This window comes from Sinorhizobium sp. M4_45 (assembly GCF_002885915.1).
GTDB classification, from domain to species: domain Bacteria; phylum Pseudomonadota; class Alphaproteobacteria; order Rhizobiales; family Rhizobiaceae; genus Sinorhizobium; species Sinorhizobium meliloti_A.
Window position 1 is genome coordinate 135,328 of sequence record NZ_NWVE01000003.1, and the last position, 19,265, is coordinate 154,592.

Here is a 19,265-nt window from a genome sequence, read left to right on the forward strand (position 1 = left end):
GCAGTGCGTAGTTTCAAAACGTTGGAGCGTTCGGTGTTTCAGGAAACACTGCAACGCTCCAGGCAAGGAATGACCCAACAAGCGCCGTATCGATACGGCGCGCTTCGTGCTGTCGGTCAATGCTCGCTGGCCGGCGTTCCGTGAGCGGTGACGATCGCCTGGGCTTCCTTGCCGTAGAGTTCCTCGAAATGATCGAAACTCTTGGAAAAATAGCCGATGCCCTGGGTGGCGGATCTGAGCGAGCGCGCCAGGTCGTCGAGCGCGCTGCCGGGTAGAAGGGCGCGGAAGATGTCCCAGCCTTTCGCCGCTTCGTCCCGATCGAAGCCCAGCACCTGGCCCTTCAACGAGGCAACGATCGGCACGAGACTTCCCGAATAGACCGACGGGACATGGATTTCGACGCGAAAGACCGGCTGCATCAGTACGGAGGCGGCCTGCGACAGCGCCTGCCGGACGCCAAGCTTGCCGGCCGTGCGGAACGCATATTCCGAGCTGTCGACCGAATGGTGCTGGCCGTCGGTGAGCAGCACGCCGACATCGATGACCTTGAAGCCGAGGGGTCCCTTCTCCATCGCCTCGCGTGCGCCCGCCTCGACCGCAGGGATGTAATTGCGCGGCACGGCACCACCCTTGACCGTCTCGGCAAAGGAAAATCCGTCGCCTCGCCCGTTCGGATGGACGCTGAGCTTCACATCCGCGAATTGCCCTGCCCCGCCGGTCTGCTTGCGATGGCGGTAATGAACGTCCGAGGACCTCGAAACGGTCTCCCGGTAGATCGGGCTCGGCGGCCGGTCGCTCACCTCGACATGGAAAACGTCCGACAACGTCCTGCAGACCTCGCGCAGGTGCACCGGGCCCTGGGCGCAAACGAGCTGCGCCCCTGTCCCCTCCTCCTGCATCACCTTCAGGCCGCGATCTGTCTCGGCGAGTTTCGCAAGGGTCTCGGAGAGCTTGGTCTCGTCGCGTTCGCTCGCCGGCACCAGTATCCGCTCGAGCATGGGGTTCGGGGGGGTCGTCCAGTCGGGCGGAGCGAGGGCGGCACCGGCCGTCAACAGCGAGGGGACCGGCAGGTGGTCGGATTTGACCGCTCCGAAGAGCTGGCCCGCTTCGGTCACACCCGAGCCGATGGGCCGGCCGCTTGCGGGATCCTGCAGAGCGCCGAGACTTCCGCCGCCCAGCGTCGCCCCCTGCTTCACTCCGTTCTGGAGAGCGCGGGCAAGAACCGTCTTGCCGACGCTCTGGCGATAATGGGCATGGAAACTGACCGCGAGGAGCGTCGCCTCGTCGACGCCGGCACCCGCGGCAAGGCGTTTTCTCAGCGCCTCAGCGCGCGGGGCCTCGTGGCGGAGCGCCTTCATCAGCCGCATCAGGCCGTTGCCGTGGCCGGCAGAGCCGAGGAGCACCGGAATGATCTTGTTTTCGTTCAGAACCCGTGTCGAGATCGAATAGATCGCGTCGCTGGCCGGCTCGCGGTCCTCGATGAGCTCTTCCAGCAGCCAATCGTCGAATTCCGAAAGGTGCTCGAGAAGCTCCGCGCGTGCCTCGTGTTCGCGCTCGACCGCGCTTTCGGGTATCTCGAAGAGAGAGGAAGGCTGTCCCTCGCGATAGCGCCAGGCCCGCTCCGAAATCAGGTCGCAGCTGCCGATGATCCTGTCGCCGTCGCGGATGGGAATCTGCCTCAGGATGAGCGGGCGGCTGCAGAAATCCTGCAGGGCGGCGACGATGTCCCTTATGCGCCCTCGCGGCTCGTCCATGCGGTTGATGAAGAGGATGCATGGCGTGCCGGACGCCTCGATCATGCGCAAGTAAGGGGCGGCGAGAACCGCCTCGTCCAGTATCGGCGAAACACAGAGAACACATGCGTCGCTCGCGAGCAGCGCATGCTGCGCATGCGCCAGGGCCTCGTTATTGCCGGGAACGTCGAGGGCGCACCAGGCCTCGCCGCCGAATTCGAATTCGGTGAGGCCCAGTCCATATGGCGTAACTGATTTTTTCGGCTCGCCTCCCAGCGAGCCCACCCTCTCCACGAGCGTGGATTTTCCGATCTGCGAAGGACCGAGTACAGTAAAGCAGCGCATCGGCGTTCCTCCCTCTGCCAGGATGACACTGCAGACAGGATGCCCTTCGACGAGCCAAAGCGCCAGAGATTGGTGCTTTTTCTTGCAAAAATTGCGCCGTTAGCAGGAATTGACGCGGTCTATGCGGGCGCGCTCGGCGCGAACTCCGCAATGAGCTCGTGGCGATCTCCGGGATAGGTGAGCAGCACGCTGGTGACCGGTACGCCGCCGCTCCAGGTCCGTCGCTCGATGACGAGACAGGCCGCGCCGACCGCCACTTCGAGCGCCTGGGCCGTCGGGCGGCTCGCCGCGACGGCCCTGATGCGATGTTCCGCGGTGCTCCAGGGCACTTTACCGAGCAGCCACGAGCCCGGGGCAGCGGTCTCGAAGGTCTCGGTCTCGGCTTCCGGCACCGCCGAAAGATTGATCAACCGCTCCTCGAGGCAGAAAACCCGGCCGCCGGCAAAATGGCGGCAGGTGATATCGAGAAGCCGGGACGAGAGAGGCAGATCGATGCGCCCCTCATCGCCGGCACGCATCTTGCGCACCGCTCGCTCGCCGAGGCGGTAGGCGTAGTCGAGCCCGAGGGACTGCACCTCCCGCTTGACGTCGTGAATTTCCATCACTGCGGATTGGACCTGCGGAAAGCTGACATAGCTTCCAGACTTGCGCCGCCGCTCGATCAGTCCCCGCTTCACGAGCTCGCTCAGGGCCTTGTTCACGGTCATTCGCGAACAGCCGTATTGCTCCGTGAGTTCGTGCTCGAAAGGAATGCGGTACCCCGGCGGCCAGTCGCCGGAAAGAATGTGGCCCTCGACCTCGCTCAGAATTTTCTGATGCAGCGACAGAGGCTGTTCCTGACGTTTTTCTTCGGTGTAGGCACGATTGCTGGAAATGGCGGGACCCTCGCTCGTAAACGACCCCGTACCTTACCCATTTCGCGCCAAGACGACAGCCCTCCCGCATGTTTCCCGACGCATCGTCGCTTCAAGAGAAGGACTTGCGGCAGAGGCGTTTCAATAGAAGAGGTGCCACGGCGCCAGGAAGGCGCGAGCCCACTCCCGATCCCCTTCGCCGTCACCCGGCGCGTTCTCCCGGTCGGGACGGTCGTTCGCCGGCTCCTTGCTCGCCAAGGGTTTGCGGGCCGCGCCGGTGCGCCGGGGTGGGACGAGGTAGCCGAGGGTCATTCCGCCGAGATAGAACATGCCTTATCCTTCTCTTATCCGACCTGCCGCGCTCGATCCTGTCACAATCCGGTCCACTGTCAATAGTCTACTAAAATTATGATCTATAGCGGCCCCGTGTGGGTTGCACAGTCAGGAGGAGATTTGCTCGACCGCTCGGTTGCGCGACGCTTCGCCAACGCAAGTGTCGGCCGGATCGGTCCGGCTGGGCTGCCGGCGAGTTGTCCGCGGACAACCAATGAACTGCCGGATGACAAAACTGCAGCGCTCCGGCAGCACAACCAAGCTTTTTGTTAAGCGTTTGTAAAATGGCAACGAATCGGCGCATAGTATAACTGCGCAGATCAGCTCTCATTGGGGAATTTTGCGCAGTTTTTGGAGAATAGGAATGTTGCAACAGAGAATCCAGAGCCTTGAGGAGCAGGAGCATCTGCCGTCGCTCTTGTCTGCCGACGCTCAGGAACTCGCACACCAGTTGCAGGAGCATCAGAAGAAGATCTTTTCTCCGTCGGCGCAAAAGACGATGCGGCTCTTCAGTCCGGCAGAGGCAGCGGCCTTCATCGGAATCGGCGAAGGTTATCTGCGCCAGATCGCCTCAGAAGGCCATGGCCCGCAGCCGCTGTCAAACGGCCGCCGCATGTATGCGATGGAGGACATCGACCGTATCCGCCGAGTCCTCGACGAAGGCAGCAAGACCGGAAAATATATTCCGCATCGCCGACCAGGCGAGAAGCTGCAGGTCATCTCCGTCATGAATTTCAAAGGCGGTTCAGGCAAGACGACGACATCCGCTCACCTCGCGCAGTATCTCGCCTTGCGCGGCTATCGGGTGCTGGCGATCGATCTCGATCCGCAGGCCTCCCTCTCCGCCCTCTTCGGCCATCAGCCGGAACTGGACGTCGGCGAAGGGGAAACGCTCTACGGCGCCATACGCTACGAGGCCCCCCGGCCGATCGCGGAGGTGGTTCGGTCGACCTATACCGCCAATCTTCACCTCATTCCGGGCAATCTCGAACTCATGGAATTCGAGCACGAGACTCCGAAGGCGATGATCGCGGGCTCCACCGAGACCATGTTCTTCGCGCGGATCGGCGAGGTGCTTTCCGAGATCGAGAGCTTCTACGACATCGTCGTCATCGACTGCCCGCCGCAGCTCGGCTTCCTGACCATGTCGGCGCTTTGCGCCGCGACCTCCGTGCTCATCACCGTGCACCCGCAGATGCTCGACGTCATGTCGATGTCCCAGTTCCTGTCGATGACGAGCGAGCTCATGGCCGTTGTCGAGAACGCCGGCGGGCGCACCAGCTATGACTGGATGCGCTATCTGGTCACGCGTTTCGAGCCGAACGACGGACCGCAGAGTCAGATGACCGGTTTCATGCGCGCGATCTTCGGTAACCGCATGCTGCAGAACGCGATGGTGAAATCGACTGCGATTTCCGACGCCGGCGTGACCAAGCAGACGCTCTATGAGGTGGAGCGCTCGCAATTCATACGCGGTACCTACGATCGGGCGATGGATTCGCTCTCCCTCGTCAATGCAGAGATCGAAGAGATGATCCGCAGGGTCTGGGGGAGGAAGTAACCGATGGCCCGCAAGAACCTGATCGGCATTTCCGACAGCCCCCTCTCCTCCGAAGACGGGGAGCGTCCGGCTGTCGGTCGTCCGATCGCGGGTCTTGCGCCCGCCCAGCGCTCCAATGGCCTCGTCGGCGGCATCACCAGATCCCTTTCGAACATCACCCAGAAGGTCGAACGAGCGGAGGAATTGGAGCGCCAGCTTGCCGAGGGGCACGCGATCGTCGAACTGGACCCGGAGCTGATCGATTCCTCGTTCATCATCGATAGGCTGGGTGTCGCCCCCGAGGTTCAGGCCATGCTGGTTCAGCAGATCCGGGACCACGGACAACAGGTTCCGATCCTCGTACGGCCGCATCCGGCGGAGAGCGGCCGATATCAGGTCGCCTACGGCCACAGGCGGCTTGCGGCATTGCGCGAGATCGGCACCAAGGTCAAGGCGGTCATCCGGAACCTGAACGACGAGCAGCTCGTCATTTCCCAGGGGCAGGAAAACAACGCCCGCACCGACCTCTCCTTCATAGAGCGGGCCTTATTCGCAACGCGTCTTGAAGATCGCGGCTTCTCGCGGGACACGATCATGTCGGCCCTCGGGGTGGACAAGGCGGCGCTCTCCAAGATGATTGCCGTCGTCCGCCGATTGCCGTTGGAGATCATCGAAGCCATCGGTGCCGCGCCGGGTTTCGGCAGGAGGCGGTGGATCGAACTCGCCGATCTCATCGACCGCGATGACTGGCGTCCGAAGGCATTGGATTTCATCGATGCGCCCGAGTTCAAGGCGCTGGAGAGCGATCAGCGTTTCGAAAAGCTGTTTGCCTTGCTGAGCCTCGCCAGGAAGCCCTCAAAGGCGGAAACCTGGATTGCTCCGGACAGGAGCCGCGCCGTGCGGATTCGTGAAACGGATGCGGAAACGACGCTGGCCTTCAGCAAGAAGGCGGCACCGGGCTTTGCAGAATTCGTGAGGAAGAGGCTTGAAGCGCTCTACCTCGAATATCAACGGGAAACAGGAGACTAAACAGAGCAAAAGAAAAAGGCTTCCGAACGACTAGCGCTGCGGAAACCCTTCTCTCGTGTAGCAACTAGAGAATCCCATTTCCGCGAATCAGTGTCAAGCATTTTTGACGTCGTTTCGGCGAACGAATTTCTTTTGCCTTGGAAAAGGTGAAGAAAATGGAACGTGGAAGTGTGACGACGCCCTTTGGGCGGCGGGCGATGACGCTTGGCATGCTCGCAAGTCAGATCGCCGCCGGCAACGTCCCGCCGGACCGGTCGGTGGACAAGTGGAAATTGTTTCGTTCTCTCTGTGAAGCGAAGACGGTGATCGGCGTGTCCGATCGTTCGCTTGCGGTGTTGAACGCCCTTTTGAGCTTCTATCCGGGAGCCGAGCTCTCGGCCGAAAATGGCCTCGTCGTTTTCCCCTCCAATGCGCAGCTCTCGCTCCGAACCCACGGAATGGCGGGCACCACGCTCCGCCGGCATCTTGCATGCCTCGTGGAATCGGGTCTGATCCTGCGGCGCGACAGCCCGAATGGTAAGCGTTACGCTCGAAGGAACCGCAATGGTGCGGTAGGCGAAGCCTTCGGATTCGACCTCTCCCCACTCGTAGCCCGGGCCGATGAGTTCAAAACCGCCGCTGCCGAACTTGCCGCAGCCAACCAGTATCACCGTCAGATGCGCGAAAGGTTGAGCCTCTGCCGGCGCGACATCGCCAAGCTGCTCGAGCTCCTCCGTGAATCTGGCGTGCCAGGCGGCTGGGAGCAGCAGCAGCGGCGATATGAAGAATTGTCTGCGCCTCTCTCGCGCAAGGCATCGGTCAGCGACGTCGAGGCCCTTCACGACGCTATGGCGGAAATTCGTGCCGATCTGTCCAATCAATTGGAAAAACTACTTAATTCGGAAAAAATGGATGCCAATGATCGCCATAATGGGCGGCACATACAGAATTCACATCCAGACTCTCAATTTGAATCTGAACCTGGCTTGGGAAAAGGCTCGGGGAAATTTCCGGCAAGCGCCCAAAGCTGCAAGGCGGATCCTGTAACGCCGAAGGCGAAGCTCTCGGAGGTCGCGACCCATGTCGATGTGCAGACCCCTGTCAGCCCGGCGCCTCCATCTCTGCCGATCTCCCGCCTCGCCCGGGAAGTTCCCCTGCCCGTCCTCCTATCCGCTTGCCCGCAGATCACCGATTACGGACCACAGGGCCGTATAACGACCTGGAAGGAGCTGCAGACCGCGGCAGTCGTCGTCAGGACCATGCTGAACGTGAGCACGGATGCCTATGACGATGCATGCACGGTCCTCGGCCAGGAAAATGCTGCGACCGTCATCGCCTGCATCCTGGAGAGAGCCGATTGCATAAGTTCGCCGGGCGGGTATCTTCGGGTTCTTACCGCGAGAGCGCGGTGCCAGGCTTTCTCTGTTGCTCCGATGGTTGCTGCACTGAGGCGCGCGCGAGGGCCAAGCATGCCGCTTGCCGGTTGACGCCTCTCGCTCAGCGGAGACCTATTAGCAGGGTCAAGCGCACTGCAGGATTTGTCTGTCGTAAGGTTGGGTCTGGCTTGCGACGCGGACCACTCGCGGTTGCCTTGACGCTCCAGATAGGGGAAACTCGCCTCAGTTGGGGATTCGCATTCGTTTTTGATTTACCGCCTTGGTGTCTGTTTCTTAACAATTTTGCTTCTATCGTAAGGTATTGGCGAACAAAGCGATAAATCGGCAGTGCGGAAGCTAAATCGCCAATAGGTTCCGTCACGCGGACGGCCTTATTTCGAGGGTTGGTGACCGCAACGACGGCGGCCAACCACCTCCCCTATTCTCCAGTCGATTGAACGTCGTGCGGGCGGCCAACCAACTCGGAAGCATGGCAACCGGCCATATGCAGGTGTCGATCCCTGCTGCCGTTTCCCCAGTTGACAGCTGTCAACAATGCGAACTTTGCCGCTCACTCGCGCCAGTGTTCCGCGACCCATGGGCTCGGGAGAATATAGTGCCGGAGGTAGCGGAACGGGCTCTTTTCTCTTCTGCCTGGAGAGAAGAGCCCGCGAATATGATCGATCGGCGTCGCCACCCGCCCCTTGTAGCCGAACTGACCGTCTATCGCATGTTGCGGCAGCAGACCACGCGGAAAAATAACCACGCGTGCATCCGCCGGCAGCTGTGGCGGCAGGAAGTAGTTCAAGGGGAATGGCCGCCGACAGTCCTGGCGGAAATGTAGAACGAAACGCCGCGGGAAGAATTTCGCACCTCCTGGCGCGTTGCGCGTCACGAAGCGTTGCTCGAATTCATATTCGTCCGCCACCTGTTGCGGGTCGGCGCGGAACTTCTCCTGCAATGGGACCAGCTTTCCGACGGGGAAGCGGAACAGCGACGTCTGCCCGAGACGCTCAAGCGGCGTCGTCTGATTGCGGGTCATCACGATATCATTGGGACCGCCGATCTCGAAAAACGCGTCGAGCGATCCGACGACCACCAGATCGAGGTCGAGAAAGAGTACCGGTCCCTTGAGGCTGCCGAGTTCCGGGCCCCACAGGCGCGCCTTGGGCCAGATTCCCTTGGTATTCACCGGCATCTCGACATCGAGCGGCGGAAGGTCCTCGCAGAGTATTTCCGACCGAAGGCCTTCCCTATTGTCGGTAAAACAGGTGAAGGTGAAAGGCGGCGTGATGTTGCGGGCGACCATCGCGAAGAGGCGGTTCACGAAAGGCGCGCCGTATTTCGTTCCCCAATTTATACAGATTACCTGCTTGACGCCGCCGGAAGCGGCGAGAATATCGGATACCATAGACGCTTGCCTTTTCCTTGTGTCTAACGGCGCATCCGCACAGCCGAGCTTTGCCGAGGGGCGATTTCCTCCGGTCCGGAACGCTCCCGCTGCGCAGACAGCCGTTACCTTGTGGAGTTCCGGGGCGGCGTCGGGAGACCCGCGATCAAGGCGCTCCACAGTGCCGGCCCGGAGTTGACAGCTGTCAACTCCATCAAGTTGGTTGGTCTTAGGCCGGTCTTAAGATCAACGCCGCCGGCGCGCAAGCGTCCTCGTGGACAGCGTGCGGGGAACAGATGTGAGCGGAGCACAATAGGGGTGGAAAACCTTCGAATAGCTGTGCCGGAACGAATGCGCGTGTTACCTTCCGTTTCACCGCCAACGCTTTGCTTTCAAAATGAGATATGAGATCCCTGATCCGCTCGATCCGGCGCTGCTGCCGGTCCTGATTGCCGCCGAAGACGGGCTCGCCCGGCTCGACGAGCGGGCAGGGCGTCATGCCGTCGCCGAGGGCTTTCGGGAGCGCGGCCAGTTTTTCGACGCGGCGGCGGCGCTTTGGGTCGCCGGTGAACTGGTCCATGTCGAGGACCTGGTTCTACACGATTCGCATATGGACGCGCGCGCTCCGTCGCACGAGCTGACCATCGCGCACGCGGTTCTGAGGGCGCGGCGACGATTGGATTTGGCCGATACCGACTGGGCCTTGTCGCCACCCGGGCTGAGCGCGTTGCGCGGCGAGGGGGGCCCGGCCGTCAGGCATGACTCCCCCGACACTTCGGCTTTCCGGGACGATCCGGACGAAACGGATGCACCCGACATGGCGGACGGTCCGATGGACAGCTCCCTTTCCGACGCATTCGCCGAGATCGATGCGGCGATCGCCCGGTCCGCGCGGTTGCTGGACATTCATGCTGGAAGCGCGGCCATGGCAGAACAGCCCGCAATCGAAACGCAGTCGCAAAGAGTAGAGCCGACGGGCCAACTCGGCCTGCTCTTCGATGACGACTGGGATGAGGCCGCCCGGCTCGACGCGTGGCGCGCCGTGCTGCCGGTTGCCGACCAACTGCCCGCCGCGCTTGGGGCTGCCGTTCTTTTCGATGCATGGGAGCGCATCGAGCCGTTGCGCCGGCAGCACTGGCTCGGCTCGCTTCTCGTCGGCGCCTATCTTCGATTTCGCGGCAAGGTCGGTTCGCACGTGCTCGCCTATAACACCGGCCTGAAGACGATCCGCCACGAGCGTCGACGCTCAAAGGACCGGCTGACGCGTCTCACCGGTTTTCTGGAGGCGATGTCCGCGGCGGCCGAACTCGGCATGAAGGAACTCGACCGTCTGTCGCTCGCCAGGACGCAGATGGAAATGCGGATCAAAGACCGCCGATCGAACAGCAATCTCCCGGGCCTGATCGAACTCGTTCTGTCGCGGCCGATCGTCTCCGCACCCCTGATCGCGCGCCATCTCGGGGTCACGCCGCGCGGCGCCCTCAATCTGGTGCGCGAACTCGGGGTACGCGAAATGACGGGCAGGGGGCGCTACCGCGGCTGGGGCGTGCTCTGAAAGAGCGAGGGGAAACGACCGCTTCAGCTCCGCCGCAGATTGAGCTCGCTCGTCACCACGCGTTTTCCTGTCGCCGGATCCACGTCGACAGTACTGAGGCGCATTCCGTTCTCGCCGCGTTTCTGCACGATGAGCGTCGCCCTGCGATCGCCGTTGACTTCCCTTGCCCAGGTGACGGTCAGATTGATGGCGTTGCCGCGGCGGCTCCCGGACAAGGCGGACCTTCCGCCTCTCGGGCCGACATAGATGCCGGTGTAGCGGGCGCCGTCGGATCGCAGATCCGCGCTGATCGAGCGCGACACCACGAGCAGGCCGCGGCAGGTTCCTCTCATGGCGAGGGCGGTGCCGGTCGCATCCGAGCTGAAATTGCACGAGACATTGATCGGTCCTCGGTCGATGCGAAGCAGCACCGTGCCGCCGCCGGTCCATCGACCCTCGAGCGAATTGAGAAAAGCCGCCTCGTCGGCGGGGGCAGCGCTCGTCTCCGAGGGAAGTATCCCCCCGACGAGCACGAGCCCTGCAAGCACGAACCGGGATATCTTCCGCCGCATCATCGTCATAGACCTCCCGTTCTGGAGCGGAATGAGGAAAAGGCACGCGGTCTTCCGCAGACTCGTCGCGCGACCGGTCCGAATGAAACGGCGGATCGCCGCGAAGGTTCCGGCGTGCCGTTATCGCAACAGTATCACCGATCGAGGGCTGCGGGCAGACGCCGGCCGACTTGAGGAACGGTCGCCGGAGGTCAGGCGAATTTTCTTGCGCCGGCAACGCAGGCGACGATGGCGACCGTCGCGGCGAGCATGCCCCAGCTCACGGATTCGCCGAGCAATGTCGAAGCCAACGCAAGACCGAAGAAGGGCTGCAGCAATTGCAACTGGCCGACCGCCACTATCCCTCCCAGCGCCAGGCCGCGATACCAGAAGATGAAGCCGATGAGCATGCTGAAGACGGAGACGTATCCGAAGCCGAGCCAGGAAGCGACGCTCGGTCCCGCAAGACTCGACGGCATGGTGGCGAGCATCAGGGCCGTCATGATCGGAAGGGAGAGGACGAGGGCCCAGGAAATGACCTGCCAGCCGCCGAGCCTGCGCGACAGCTTCGCACCCTCCGCGTAACCGAGCCCGCAGGCGACGATGGCGGCGAGCATCAGGAGATCTCCGATCGGCGAGGCGGAAAAGCCCTGCCGTGCCGCGAAGCCGACGACGATCGCGCTGCCGAGGCCGGAGAACACCCAGAAGGCGGGGCGTGGACGCTCGCCGCCGCGAAGCACGCCGAAAATCGCGGTTGCAAGCGGCAGAAGGCCGATGAAGACGATGGAATGGGCGGAGGTCACGTGACGCAGCGCAAGCGCCGTCAGAAGCGGGAAACCGACGACGACACCGAGCGAGATCACGGCCAGCGATGCGAGGTCTCCGCGGGCAGGTCGTCTTTCTCGGAACGCGAAGAGCAGACAGAAGGCGAGAAGTCCGGCGATCGTCGCCCGTGCCACGGTCAGGAAGATGGGGTCGAAGTCCATCACTGCGATGCGGGTCGCCGGCAACGAACCGCTGAAGATCACGACGCCGATCAAACCACTCATCCAGCCGCTTGCTGCCTTGTTCATACCTATGCTCCTTTTTCTTCGGTATCGGGCTGGATCGCTGGCCGTTCCAGAGACAGTAGGGTACAGTTGATAAGAACTGTCATGGAGAAAGAGCCAGTACGGATGCAGCTGAAAGCGACGAGTGCCGCTGGCGAAAGCCTGATCACCAGGGTGATGGGCACGGTGAAGCACCGGATAGCCGCGCGGAGTTTGACGCCCGGCGCGAGGCTCCCGTCCATCCGTTCCTTCGCTTTGACGATGAAAGTCTCCAAGTCCACGGTGGTCGAGGCCTATGAGCGCCTTCAGGCCGAAGGTGTGATCCGCTCGCGGCCGGGCTCGGGCTTCTTCGTAGCGGCGCCGCTCGCGCCGCTCACGCTTGCCGAGATCGGCCCGCGCGTGGACCGGGCCGTCGATCCCCTGTGGATCTCGCGCCAGGCCCTTGAGCCGGGGGAGGGGGTACTGAGGCCCGGATGCGGCTGGCTGCCGCCGCATTGGATGCCGGAGGAAGGATTACGGCGGGCGTTGCGGGGCATCGCCCGCGGCGCCGCCGCCACGCTCGTCGACTATGGTTCGCCACTCGGATTGCTGCCGCTGCGTCAGCTTCTGGCACGGCGCGTGGCGCAGCACGGCATAGAGGCGTCGCCCGATCAGATATTGCTCACCGAATCCGGCACGCAGGCGATCGATCTGCTTTGCCGTTTCCTGCTGAAGCCGGGGGATGCGGTGCTCGTCGACGATCCGTGTTATTTCAATTTCCACGCACTCCTCAGGGCGCATCAGGCAAAAATCGTCGGCGTTCCCTATACGCCCGGCGGGCCGGACATCGGCCGCTTCGCCGAAGCGCTCGCAGAGCACAAGCCGCGGCTCTACATCACCAATTCCGCCATTCACAATCCGACCGGCGCAATGCTGTCGCCGCTCGTCGGCCATCGTCTGCTCAAGCTTGCAGAGCAGGCCGGGCTGACGATCATCGAGGACGATATCTTCGCCGATTTCGAAGAGACGCCGGCGCCGCGCCTTGCGGCTTTCGACGGGCTCGAAAGGGTGGTGCACATAGGCAGCTTCTCGAAAACGCTGTCGGCGGCGGTGCGCTGCGGCTTCATCGTGGCGCCTCGCGGATGGGTGGAGGCGTTGACCGACCTCAAGATCGCCACGTGCTTCGGCGCCGCCGGCTTCTCCTCCGAACTGGTGCTGACGCTCCTGAAAGACGGCAGCTATCGCAAGCACATGGAGACGGTGCGTCAGCGCCTGGCAGGGGCGATGGCCGAGACTGCCCGAAGACTCGCCCGGATCGGGATCACGCCATGGATCGAGCCGCAAGCGGGCATGTTTCTCTGGTGCCGGCTGCCGGACGGCATCGATGCCGCAAAGCTAGCGAGGCAAGCGCTCGCCAGAGGCATCGTGCTCGCGCCGGGCAATGTCTTCAGTCATACGCAGACGGCCAGCGGGTTCTTGCGCTTCAATGTCGCCCAGTCGGAAGACGAGCGGCTTTTTCGCGAGCTTGCAGCACTCCTGGCCGCTGCGTAGATCACGATCATTCCAGGCACGTTCTAAGGCCTGTTGCGTCTCGTAAGACGCGCGGCGCTGTAGGAAAGTTTTCGGAGGCCTGCAGCCTCTCCTCGTTCAGTGACAAGCCCATGCCTGAACCGGAGAAACCGTGCAGGCCCCTGTCAGAAACGCGTGGTCAGGCTCGTGAGCCAGGCCGGGGAAGCCTCGACCAGCGCGGCCTCCAGCTGCTTGTCCACGCCTGTCAGGATGGCGATCCCGATCACCAGCAACACGGCGCCGAATACGGCTTTTGCGACCTTGCCAAAGCCCAGCATCCGGTCCCGCCAGCGGTTGAGGACCTCACGCGACAGCTGGCCGAGGAGCAATAGCGGCGCGGCGGCCCCAAGACCGAAGGCGGCCATGGTCAGGAAGACCTGAGTGAGGTTCTCGCCCCGCGCTGCCATCAGTGACGCGGCGCCGAGGGTCGGACCGACGCAGGGGCTCCAGACGGTGCCGAGCAAAAGGCCGACGACGAATTGGCCTCTCCAGCCATCGCCATGTTGACCACCGAAGCGGCGCTCGGTCCAATTGCCGATCGGCCCCGCTGCCGTAGCGAACCGGAGCTGCATCGAGGGAAGGATGAGGACGACGCCGAGGCCGATCATCAGCAACGCGCCGAACGAGCGGAAAAAGTCGAGGTCGAGCCCGATACCGAAGCCGAGCAAGGCGACGAACATCCCGATCGCCACGAAGGAGCCGGCCAGCCCTGCCGCAAGTGCAAGATGGCCATAGCGGTGCTTGCCGATGGCGGTCGCGAGCACGATAGGTACCAGTGGAAGAACGCAGGGCGACAGGATGGAAAGCACCCCTGCGATCGTCGCGAAAATCAGCGTTGAAATCATCGTTCAATTCGTCAATGCCGATCTGAACAATGTCTCGATCGAGGCCGGGTCGGTATCGCCGACCGAGCGGGCCGTCTCGGAAGCTCCCTTGAAGGCGATCAGCGTCGATTGGCGCTGTGCACCGAGCGCCTGCACGACGTCCTTCTGCTTGTCGAAATCCACCTTGAAGACCGTTACGTCCGAGAAATCGGGCGATGCGGCCAGCTTTTCGACAATTGGTTCCTGGGCGGCGCAGGTCGGGCACCAGCTCGCCCAGATATCGACGACGATCGGGTTACCCGCCTGCTGCGCCGCCTCGAAAGCCGTGGTTTCGAAGGGTTTCAGTTCGCCCGCGAATGCGGTCGCCGCGGTCAGGGCGACGAATGCGGTACCGGCAAACGCTGCCATGCGTGTGAAAGCTCTCATCTTTGATCTCCTCTCATGAGCCGCTACCCACGAAGCGGCCGCTGCCGAGCGGCGGCTCGGGAGGGGGAATGCCCCGAAGCGCCGTTCAGTGGATTCGACAGGCCATGGCGGGGAAACGTTACGCTTTGTGGAACACAAGATCGTGATCGGCGGCGGCGAAACGGCAAGCGGCTTTCGTTGGTCTCATCCTCGGAATTTCAGGAGGATATGCATGACAAATTTCCACTGCACGCGCGCCGTTGCCGCCGCCTGCCTGTCGCTCGCCCTTGCCGCTGCTCCCGCAGCGGCCGGGGAAATCTTCGAGCTGAACGGCGTGGCCATCTCGGGCTACGATCCGGTCAGCTATTTCTCATCCGGCGGGCCAACCAAGGGCTCGCCCGAAATCAACGCTGCCTACAAGGGTGCGACTTTCCATTTCGCGACGGCGGGCAACCGCACGCTCTTCATAGCGGAACCGGAGAAGTACCTGCCGCAATACGGCGGCTACTGCGCCTACGGCACCGCGCGCGGCTACAAGGCGCCCACCGAGCCACATGCATTCACGATCGTCGGTGGGAAACTCTACCTGAACTACGACGCGGCTATTCAGGACACCTGGCGTGAGGACAAGGCGGGCTACATCTCCAAGGCGGACCAGAACTGGCCCGCGGTCAAGGATCAGTAGGCTGGAGGAGGGCTGTCAGGAGCCCGTTCGGCGATCCGGCTCGATATCGCGGGGATGCGGGCGCGGCCTCCCTTCGCGGATCATCCCCCGGTCGCAGTGGGCCACGTCGCTGCCTTCGACCAGTCCGATGATTTCGGCGCGATGCTGGTCGAGATGCGGCGGAGGGTGCTGATAGGCAACCGGGGTCGCGGAAAGCTTCAGCGGATTGCCGAGGAGACGCACCGGCCGCCCGTCCTCCTGCTCCATGGTGATGACCATGTCCCGTGCCAATGTGTGCGGGTCGGCGAGTACTTCGTCGACACCGGCGACCTGCCCGGCAGGAACGCCCGCCTTCAGAAGGCGCTCGACCCAGACGTCCGCACCATCCGCCCGGAGCGCTTCAGTTATTATCTTCGCCAGGTCGTTCCGGTTTTCGACACGGTCGCAGTTGGCGCGGAAGCGGGCGTCGCAGCCCAGTTCCGGCAGGCCGATGGCGCGGCAGAAGCGCTTGAACTGCTCGTCGTTCCCGACGGCCACCGCGAGGTCACGATCGGCCGTGGGGAATGTCTGGTAGGGAGCGATGTTCGGGTGGGCATTTCCGATCCGCTCGGGTCGTTTCCCCGATACCAGATGGTTGGTGGCGGCGTTGATGAGCCAGGCGACCTGCGTGTCGTAGAGGGAAAGATCGATATATTGGCCCTCTCCCGTCGTCTCCTTATGCCGGAGCGCCGCCAGAATTCCGATCGTGGCGTACATTCCGCACATGACGTCGGCGATGCCCACGCCGACCTTCGTGGGCTGCCCTCCCTCTTCGTCCGGGTGTCCGGTAATGCTCATCATCCCGCCCATTGCCTGGATCAGGAAGTCGTATCCGGTCCTGTCCCGATAGGGGCCGGTCTGGCCGAATCCGGATATGGAGCACCAGACGAGGTCGGGTTTGATGCGCGCCATGTCCTCGTAGCCGATGCCGCGGCGGGCGAGGTCTCCCGGCTTGTAGTTCTCGATCACGACGTCCGAGATCGCCACGAGTTTTTTCACGAGTTCGACCTGGGCCTTGTCGGTAATGTCGATGGCAATCGATTTCTTGTTGCGGTTGGCGGAAAGGAAATAGGCGCTGAGGTCGCTATCCGCTCCTTCCGCGCCGGGCACGAAGGGAGGCCCCCAGCGCCGGGTATCGTCGCCGAAAACCGGCCTCTCCACCTTGATGACCTCGGCGCCGAGATCGCCCAGCAACTGCGTCGCCGTAGGCCCGGCGAGAATCCGCGAAAGATCGAGGACCCGAATACCGGCGAGTGCGCCTTTTTTGCTCTGTTCCACCATAAAACTCCTTCACGCCGTCCAGGGCGCCCGCTTGAACCAGGCCGCCACGTGGGCTGTCGCCACCAGAATTGCGAAACCGGCGAGATTGGCAGTCGCGACCGCCAAGGCGCCCCGCCCGGAATGGTCAAGCGCGATGCCGATGAGTTGGGCGACCACCATGCCCGTCATGAAGACCGGAAGGGATTGCTGGCCGACCCTGATCAGGATCGCGGTCAGCGGCCGGACCGCCGGATGATGAAGCCGCGCCCCCTTTTCGCCGACGACCAGCATGGCGATCTGCGCAAGGGCCAGAAAATGGACCAGCCGCAGGATACCGAAATCGGTCTTGCTCGTGAGCGGGCCGATCGCCTGCGCTACCTCCCGGAAGAAGGGCGAAGCCGAAAGGATCACATGCCAGGCGAAGGGAACGGTGACGACGACAAAGGCGACCGAAGCGATCAACAGCTTGCGGCTCCCGACCGGCAGCTTCACCGTCCCGCGCATGAGGAAAAAGCCGAGGAAGAAAATGAGCTGCCAGCCGAACGGGTCGAAGAACCAGGGACGGTCGCTCCAGGGCTCGGCCTGGAGGTGAGCGAGGCCGAACTGAGCCGACAGCCACAACGCCGCCATCAGGAAGAAGGGCAGCCAGGCGGCGACGCGCTCGGCGATGAGCATGACCGGCATCAGCGCCAGGATCACCATGTACATCGGCAGGATGTCGAAGTAGTTCGGCACATAGGTGAGCGTCATCAGGCCGATGAGCAGTGGTCCGGGATCTTCGAAGAAGCGGACGAGGTTGAGGCTCTGGATATAGGAGGTGCCGTCAGGCTTGTGCCCCGCCGCCGCCATGATGGTTGCAACCGTCAGGAAGACGGCGATATGCGCCCAATAGATCTGCCAGCACCGGTGAACCACGCGCGCGGTCAGGAGCCCGAAACCTTTCCGGTCGAACAATCTGCCGAAGGCGATCGCCGAGGCCATGCCCGAGAGGAAGACGAACATCTCGGTCGCGTCGGAAAAGCCGAAGCGCGCCGGTATCCAGAGCGCCCAGGGGTCGTTCGGCACATGCGCAAGAAGGATGATCAGCATGCCGATGCCACGGAAGACATCGAGCCGCGGATCGCGGGCGCGCTTGCCCGCAATGCCTGAAGCCGGCAGCGTCAGTTCAGAAGGCGTCTTGGTAAGCATCCGCATCAAACCGGCAACTGATGAGAGTGAAGGTCGAGCGGCTTTCGGCCGCCCCGAGTTCGCGCTGCAGGGCAGGGGCATCGTCGACATTGACGCCGTAACCGCCGAACCCCTCGGCAATCCTCGCAAAATCGGTCTGGCCGAGCGCGACGCCGGCGGGCGCGAGCCCGCTTGCCCGCTGCTTCAGGGCTATCAGGGCAAGGCTGCAGTCCTGGAAGACGACGACCGTCAGGGGAAGCGCCAGATCCCGGAGCGTCGCCAGCTCGCCGAGCCCCATCTCCAGGCCGCCGTCTCCCATGACCGCTATGACGCGTTGCGACGGATCGGCCACCTTCGCGCCGATCGCCAGCGGCAGCGCGGCGGCCATGGTGCAGAACCCCGCCGACTGCAGGAGCGAAAGCGGGCGCCGGCAGACCCATTTCTGGGAAAGGAGTATGCGGTGGGCGCCACTGTCCACCGTCACGAGGGCGTCTGATCCGGCCATTTCGTTCAGCGTTTCGATGATCGCATGCGGCCCCCATGCGCGAGGCGCGAGAAAGATGCGCTTCAGTTCGTTCGCGGCCCTTGCGGGTTCCTGTTCGGGCCATGACGGGTGGCCGGCAACCGTCTCCGCGAGCACTTGCACCGTTGCTGCCGTATCCGCAACGAAACGGGAGCCGCAGTGATGCATGGCATGGTTGGGGGCCGCTGCCGTCAGCTCGACGATGCGGGCGGAATCAGCTGCATCGAGCCAGCCGAGACGCATTTCGATCGGATCGTAGCCGACCATCAGGACGAGGTCGGCCTCGTTGAAAAGGGCGAGCAGGACCCGGTCCGCGGCGGGCGAGAGCCCGGCCGCACCGAGCGAAAGCGGGTGCGTCTCATCGATCAGGCCCTTGCCCTTGTAGGTTGTGACCACGGGGGCCTCGATCTTCTCCGCCAGAAGGCGGATGGCCTCTCCGGCTCCCTCGCGGGCGGCTTCGAAGCCGGCGAGGATGATCGGTCTGCGGGCCGCATCCAGGCATCTGGCAAGGCTTGCGACAGCCCCGTCGTCGGCGCCGACCGAGGGGCGGCGGACGGTCGGCGGCCCGACGATGCGAGGGGCTGGATCGTCCATTGCCGCTACCGCCGGTGAGAGGTCGAGATGCACCGGTCCCATCGGTTCCGCCCTCGCGATGGCGAGTGCACGCGCAACCGTGGAAGCGGCGCTCTCCGGCTCGACTTCGAAGCTTGCCTTGACGATCGGTCGGAGGAGAGCGGCGTGGTCTATCACCTGATGGGTGTAGCGCGCCCGGGTGGAGCGATCGACGACACCCGAGAGTACGACCAGCGGAACGCGTTCCTGCAGGGCGTCCGCAATGCCGTTGACTGCATTCGCAAGGCCCGGGCCGACCGTGGTGACCAGGATGCCGGGCGCGCCCCTCGCAAGGCCGGCGCCGGCAGCCATCGAGGCTGCTGCCGTCTCGTGGCGGGCCAGTTGAAAGCGAATGCCGGCTCTTTCCAGCGCGTCGACAAGCGTCACCACCTCGCCGCCCGGCATGCCGAAAGCATGCCGGGCGCCATGCGCGTGCAGGGTTGCGGCAATGGTGTCGGCTACTCTTGGAACTGGTCTTTCGCGGCTTTCACTCATGGGGTCGAATACCTC

General features: G+C 63.2%; 17 protein-coding genes. 6 read left to right on the top strand and 11 right to left on the bottom strand.

The features are described 5' to 3' along the window. Positions 1-116 precede the first annotated feature (116 nt). The 3 genes from CN933_RS10920 to CN933_RS10930 all read right to left on the bottom strand — a co-directional run bounded on the left by CN933_RS10920 (position 117) and on the right by CN933_RS10930 (position 3,262). Positions 117-2,078, bottom strand: coding sequence for an elongation factor G (locus CN933_RS10920; RefSeq protein ID WP_102761493.1), 1,962 nt, complete (start codon positions 2,076-2,078; stop codon positions 117-119). Between the two features lie 119 nt (positions 2,079-2,197). Beyond that, a complete protein-coding gene (hutC, locus tag CN933_RS10925) occupies positions 2,198-2,905 on the bottom strand; it encodes a histidine utilization transcriptional repressor HutC (RefSeq protein ID WP_080636534.1) in 708 nt (235 codons plus the stop codon). A gap of 168 nt (positions 2,906-3,073) precedes the next feature. After that, complete coding sequence (locus tag CN933_RS10930; protein WP_102761494.1) at positions 3,074-3,262, bottom strand: hypothetical protein; 189 nt, start codon at positions 3,260-3,262, stop codon at positions 3,074-3,076. A 370-nt stretch (positions 3,263-3,632) separates the two neighbouring features. Here CN933_RS10930 and repA point away from each other — a divergent pair, with 370 nt between their 5' ends. The 3 genes from repA (at position 3,633) to repC (ending at position 7,300) form a co-directional block, all read left to right on the top strand. After that, positions 3,633-4,826 (top strand): plasmid partitioning protein RepA, encoded by a 1,194-nt coding sequence (repA, locus tag CN933_RS10935; protein ID WP_379942895.1) that lies wholly within the window; start codon positions 3,633-3,635, stop codon positions 4,824-4,826. 3 nt (positions 4,827-4,829) lie between these two features. Further along, positions 4,830-5,834: a plasmid partitioning protein RepB gene (repB, locus tag CN933_RS10940; RefSeq protein ID WP_102761496.1), complete on the top strand. Its 1,005-nt coding sequence runs from the start codon at positions 4,830-4,832 to the stop codon at positions 5,832-5,834. 155 nt (positions 5,835-5,989) lie between these two features. After that, positions 5,990-7,300 carry a plasmid replication protein RepC gene (gene repC, locus CN933_RS10945; protein WP_102761497.1) on the top strand — a complete coding sequence of 437 codons (1,311 nt, stop codon included), beginning with the start codon at positions 5,990-5,992 and terminating at the stop codon, positions 7,298-7,300. Positions 7,301-7,760: 460 nt separating this feature from the next. Here repC and CN933_RS10950 read toward each other — a convergent pair whose 3' ends face one another. Continuing rightward, the gene (locus CN933_RS10950; protein WP_102761498.1) at positions 7,761-8,600 is read right to left on the bottom strand and encodes a glycosyl transferase; all 840 of its coding nucleotides are present in this window, start codon (positions 8,598-8,600) and stop codon (positions 7,761-7,763) included. Positions 8,601-8,976: 376 nt separating this feature from the next. On the opposite strand from CN933_RS10950, the gene CN933_RS10955 reads away from it, so the two are divergent. Next, positions 8,977-10,134, top strand: a complete 1,158-nt coding sequence (locus tag CN933_RS10955; RefSeq protein WP_102761499.1) for an RHE_PE00001 family protein — start codon at positions 8,977-8,979, stop codon at positions 10,132-10,134. A 23-nt stretch (positions 10,135-10,157) separates the two neighbouring features. On the opposite strand, the gene CN933_RS10960 is transcribed toward CN933_RS10955, so the two are convergent. Both CN933_RS10960 and CN933_RS10965 read right to left on the bottom strand, forming a co-directional pair. Continuing rightward, complete coding sequence (locus CN933_RS10960) at positions 10,158-10,688, bottom strand: hypothetical protein (protein WP_102761749.1); 531 nt, start codon at positions 10,686-10,688, stop codon at positions 10,158-10,160. Positions 10,689-10,876: 188 nt separating this feature from the next. Next, positions 10,877-11,737: a DMT family transporter gene (locus CN933_RS10965; protein ID WP_102761500.1), complete on the bottom strand. Its 861-nt coding sequence runs from the start codon at positions 11,735-11,737 to the stop codon at positions 10,877-10,879. Positions 11,738-11,818: 81 nt separating this feature from the next. On the opposite strand from CN933_RS10965, the gene CN933_RS10970 reads away from it, so the two are divergent. Beyond that, positions 11,819-13,243 carry an aminotransferase-like domain-containing protein gene (locus tag CN933_RS10970; protein WP_102761501.1) on the top strand — a complete coding sequence of 475 codons (1,425 nt, stop codon included), beginning with the start codon at positions 11,819-11,821 and terminating at the stop codon, positions 13,241-13,243. 143 nt (positions 13,244-13,386) lie between these two features. On the opposite strand, the gene CN933_RS10975 is transcribed toward CN933_RS10970, so the two are convergent. Further along, a complete protein-coding gene (locus CN933_RS10975) occupies positions 13,387-14,106 on the bottom strand; it encodes a cytochrome c biogenesis CcdA family protein (protein WP_102761502.1) in 720 nt (239 codons plus the stop codon). A 3-nt stretch (positions 14,107-14,109) separates the two neighbouring features. After that, the gene (locus CN933_RS10980) at positions 14,110-14,511 is read right to left on the bottom strand and encodes a thioredoxin family protein (protein WP_245425066.1); all 402 of its coding nucleotides are present in this window, start codon (positions 14,509-14,511) and stop codon (positions 14,110-14,112) included. 211 nt (positions 14,512-14,722) lie between these two features. Here CN933_RS10980 and CN933_RS10985 point away from each other — a divergent pair, with 211 nt between their 5' ends. Next, the gene (locus CN933_RS10985) at positions 14,723-15,175 is read left to right on the top strand and encodes a YHS domain-containing (seleno)protein (RefSeq protein WP_102761504.1); all 453 of its coding nucleotides are present in this window, start codon (positions 14,723-14,725) and stop codon (positions 15,173-15,175) included. Between the two features lie 15 nt (positions 15,176-15,190). On the opposite strand, the gene CN933_RS10990 is transcribed toward CN933_RS10985, so the two are convergent. From CN933_RS10990 to CN933_RS11000, 3 genes are read right to left on the bottom strand one after another with little or no spacing between them, the layout of a single operon-like run. Then, a complete protein-coding gene (locus CN933_RS10990; RefSeq protein ID WP_018096018.1) occupies positions 15,191-16,474 on the bottom strand; it encodes a CaiB/BaiF CoA transferase family protein in 1,284 nt (427 codons plus the stop codon). A gap of 9 nt (positions 16,475-16,483) precedes the next feature. Next, entirely contained in the window at positions 16,484-17,641 is a 1,158-nt protein-coding gene (locus tag CN933_RS10995; protein WP_102761750.1) for an OpgC family protein, read from the bottom strand. Beyond that, positions 17,619-19,250: a thiamine pyrophosphate-binding protein gene (locus CN933_RS11000; protein ID WP_102761505.1), complete on the bottom strand. Its 1,632-nt coding sequence runs from the start codon at positions 19,248-19,250 to the stop codon at positions 17,619-17,621. The genes CN933_RS10995 and CN933_RS11000 overlap by 23 nt, the downstream gene beginning before the upstream one ends. Positions 19,251-19,265: the final 15 nt, after the last annotated feature.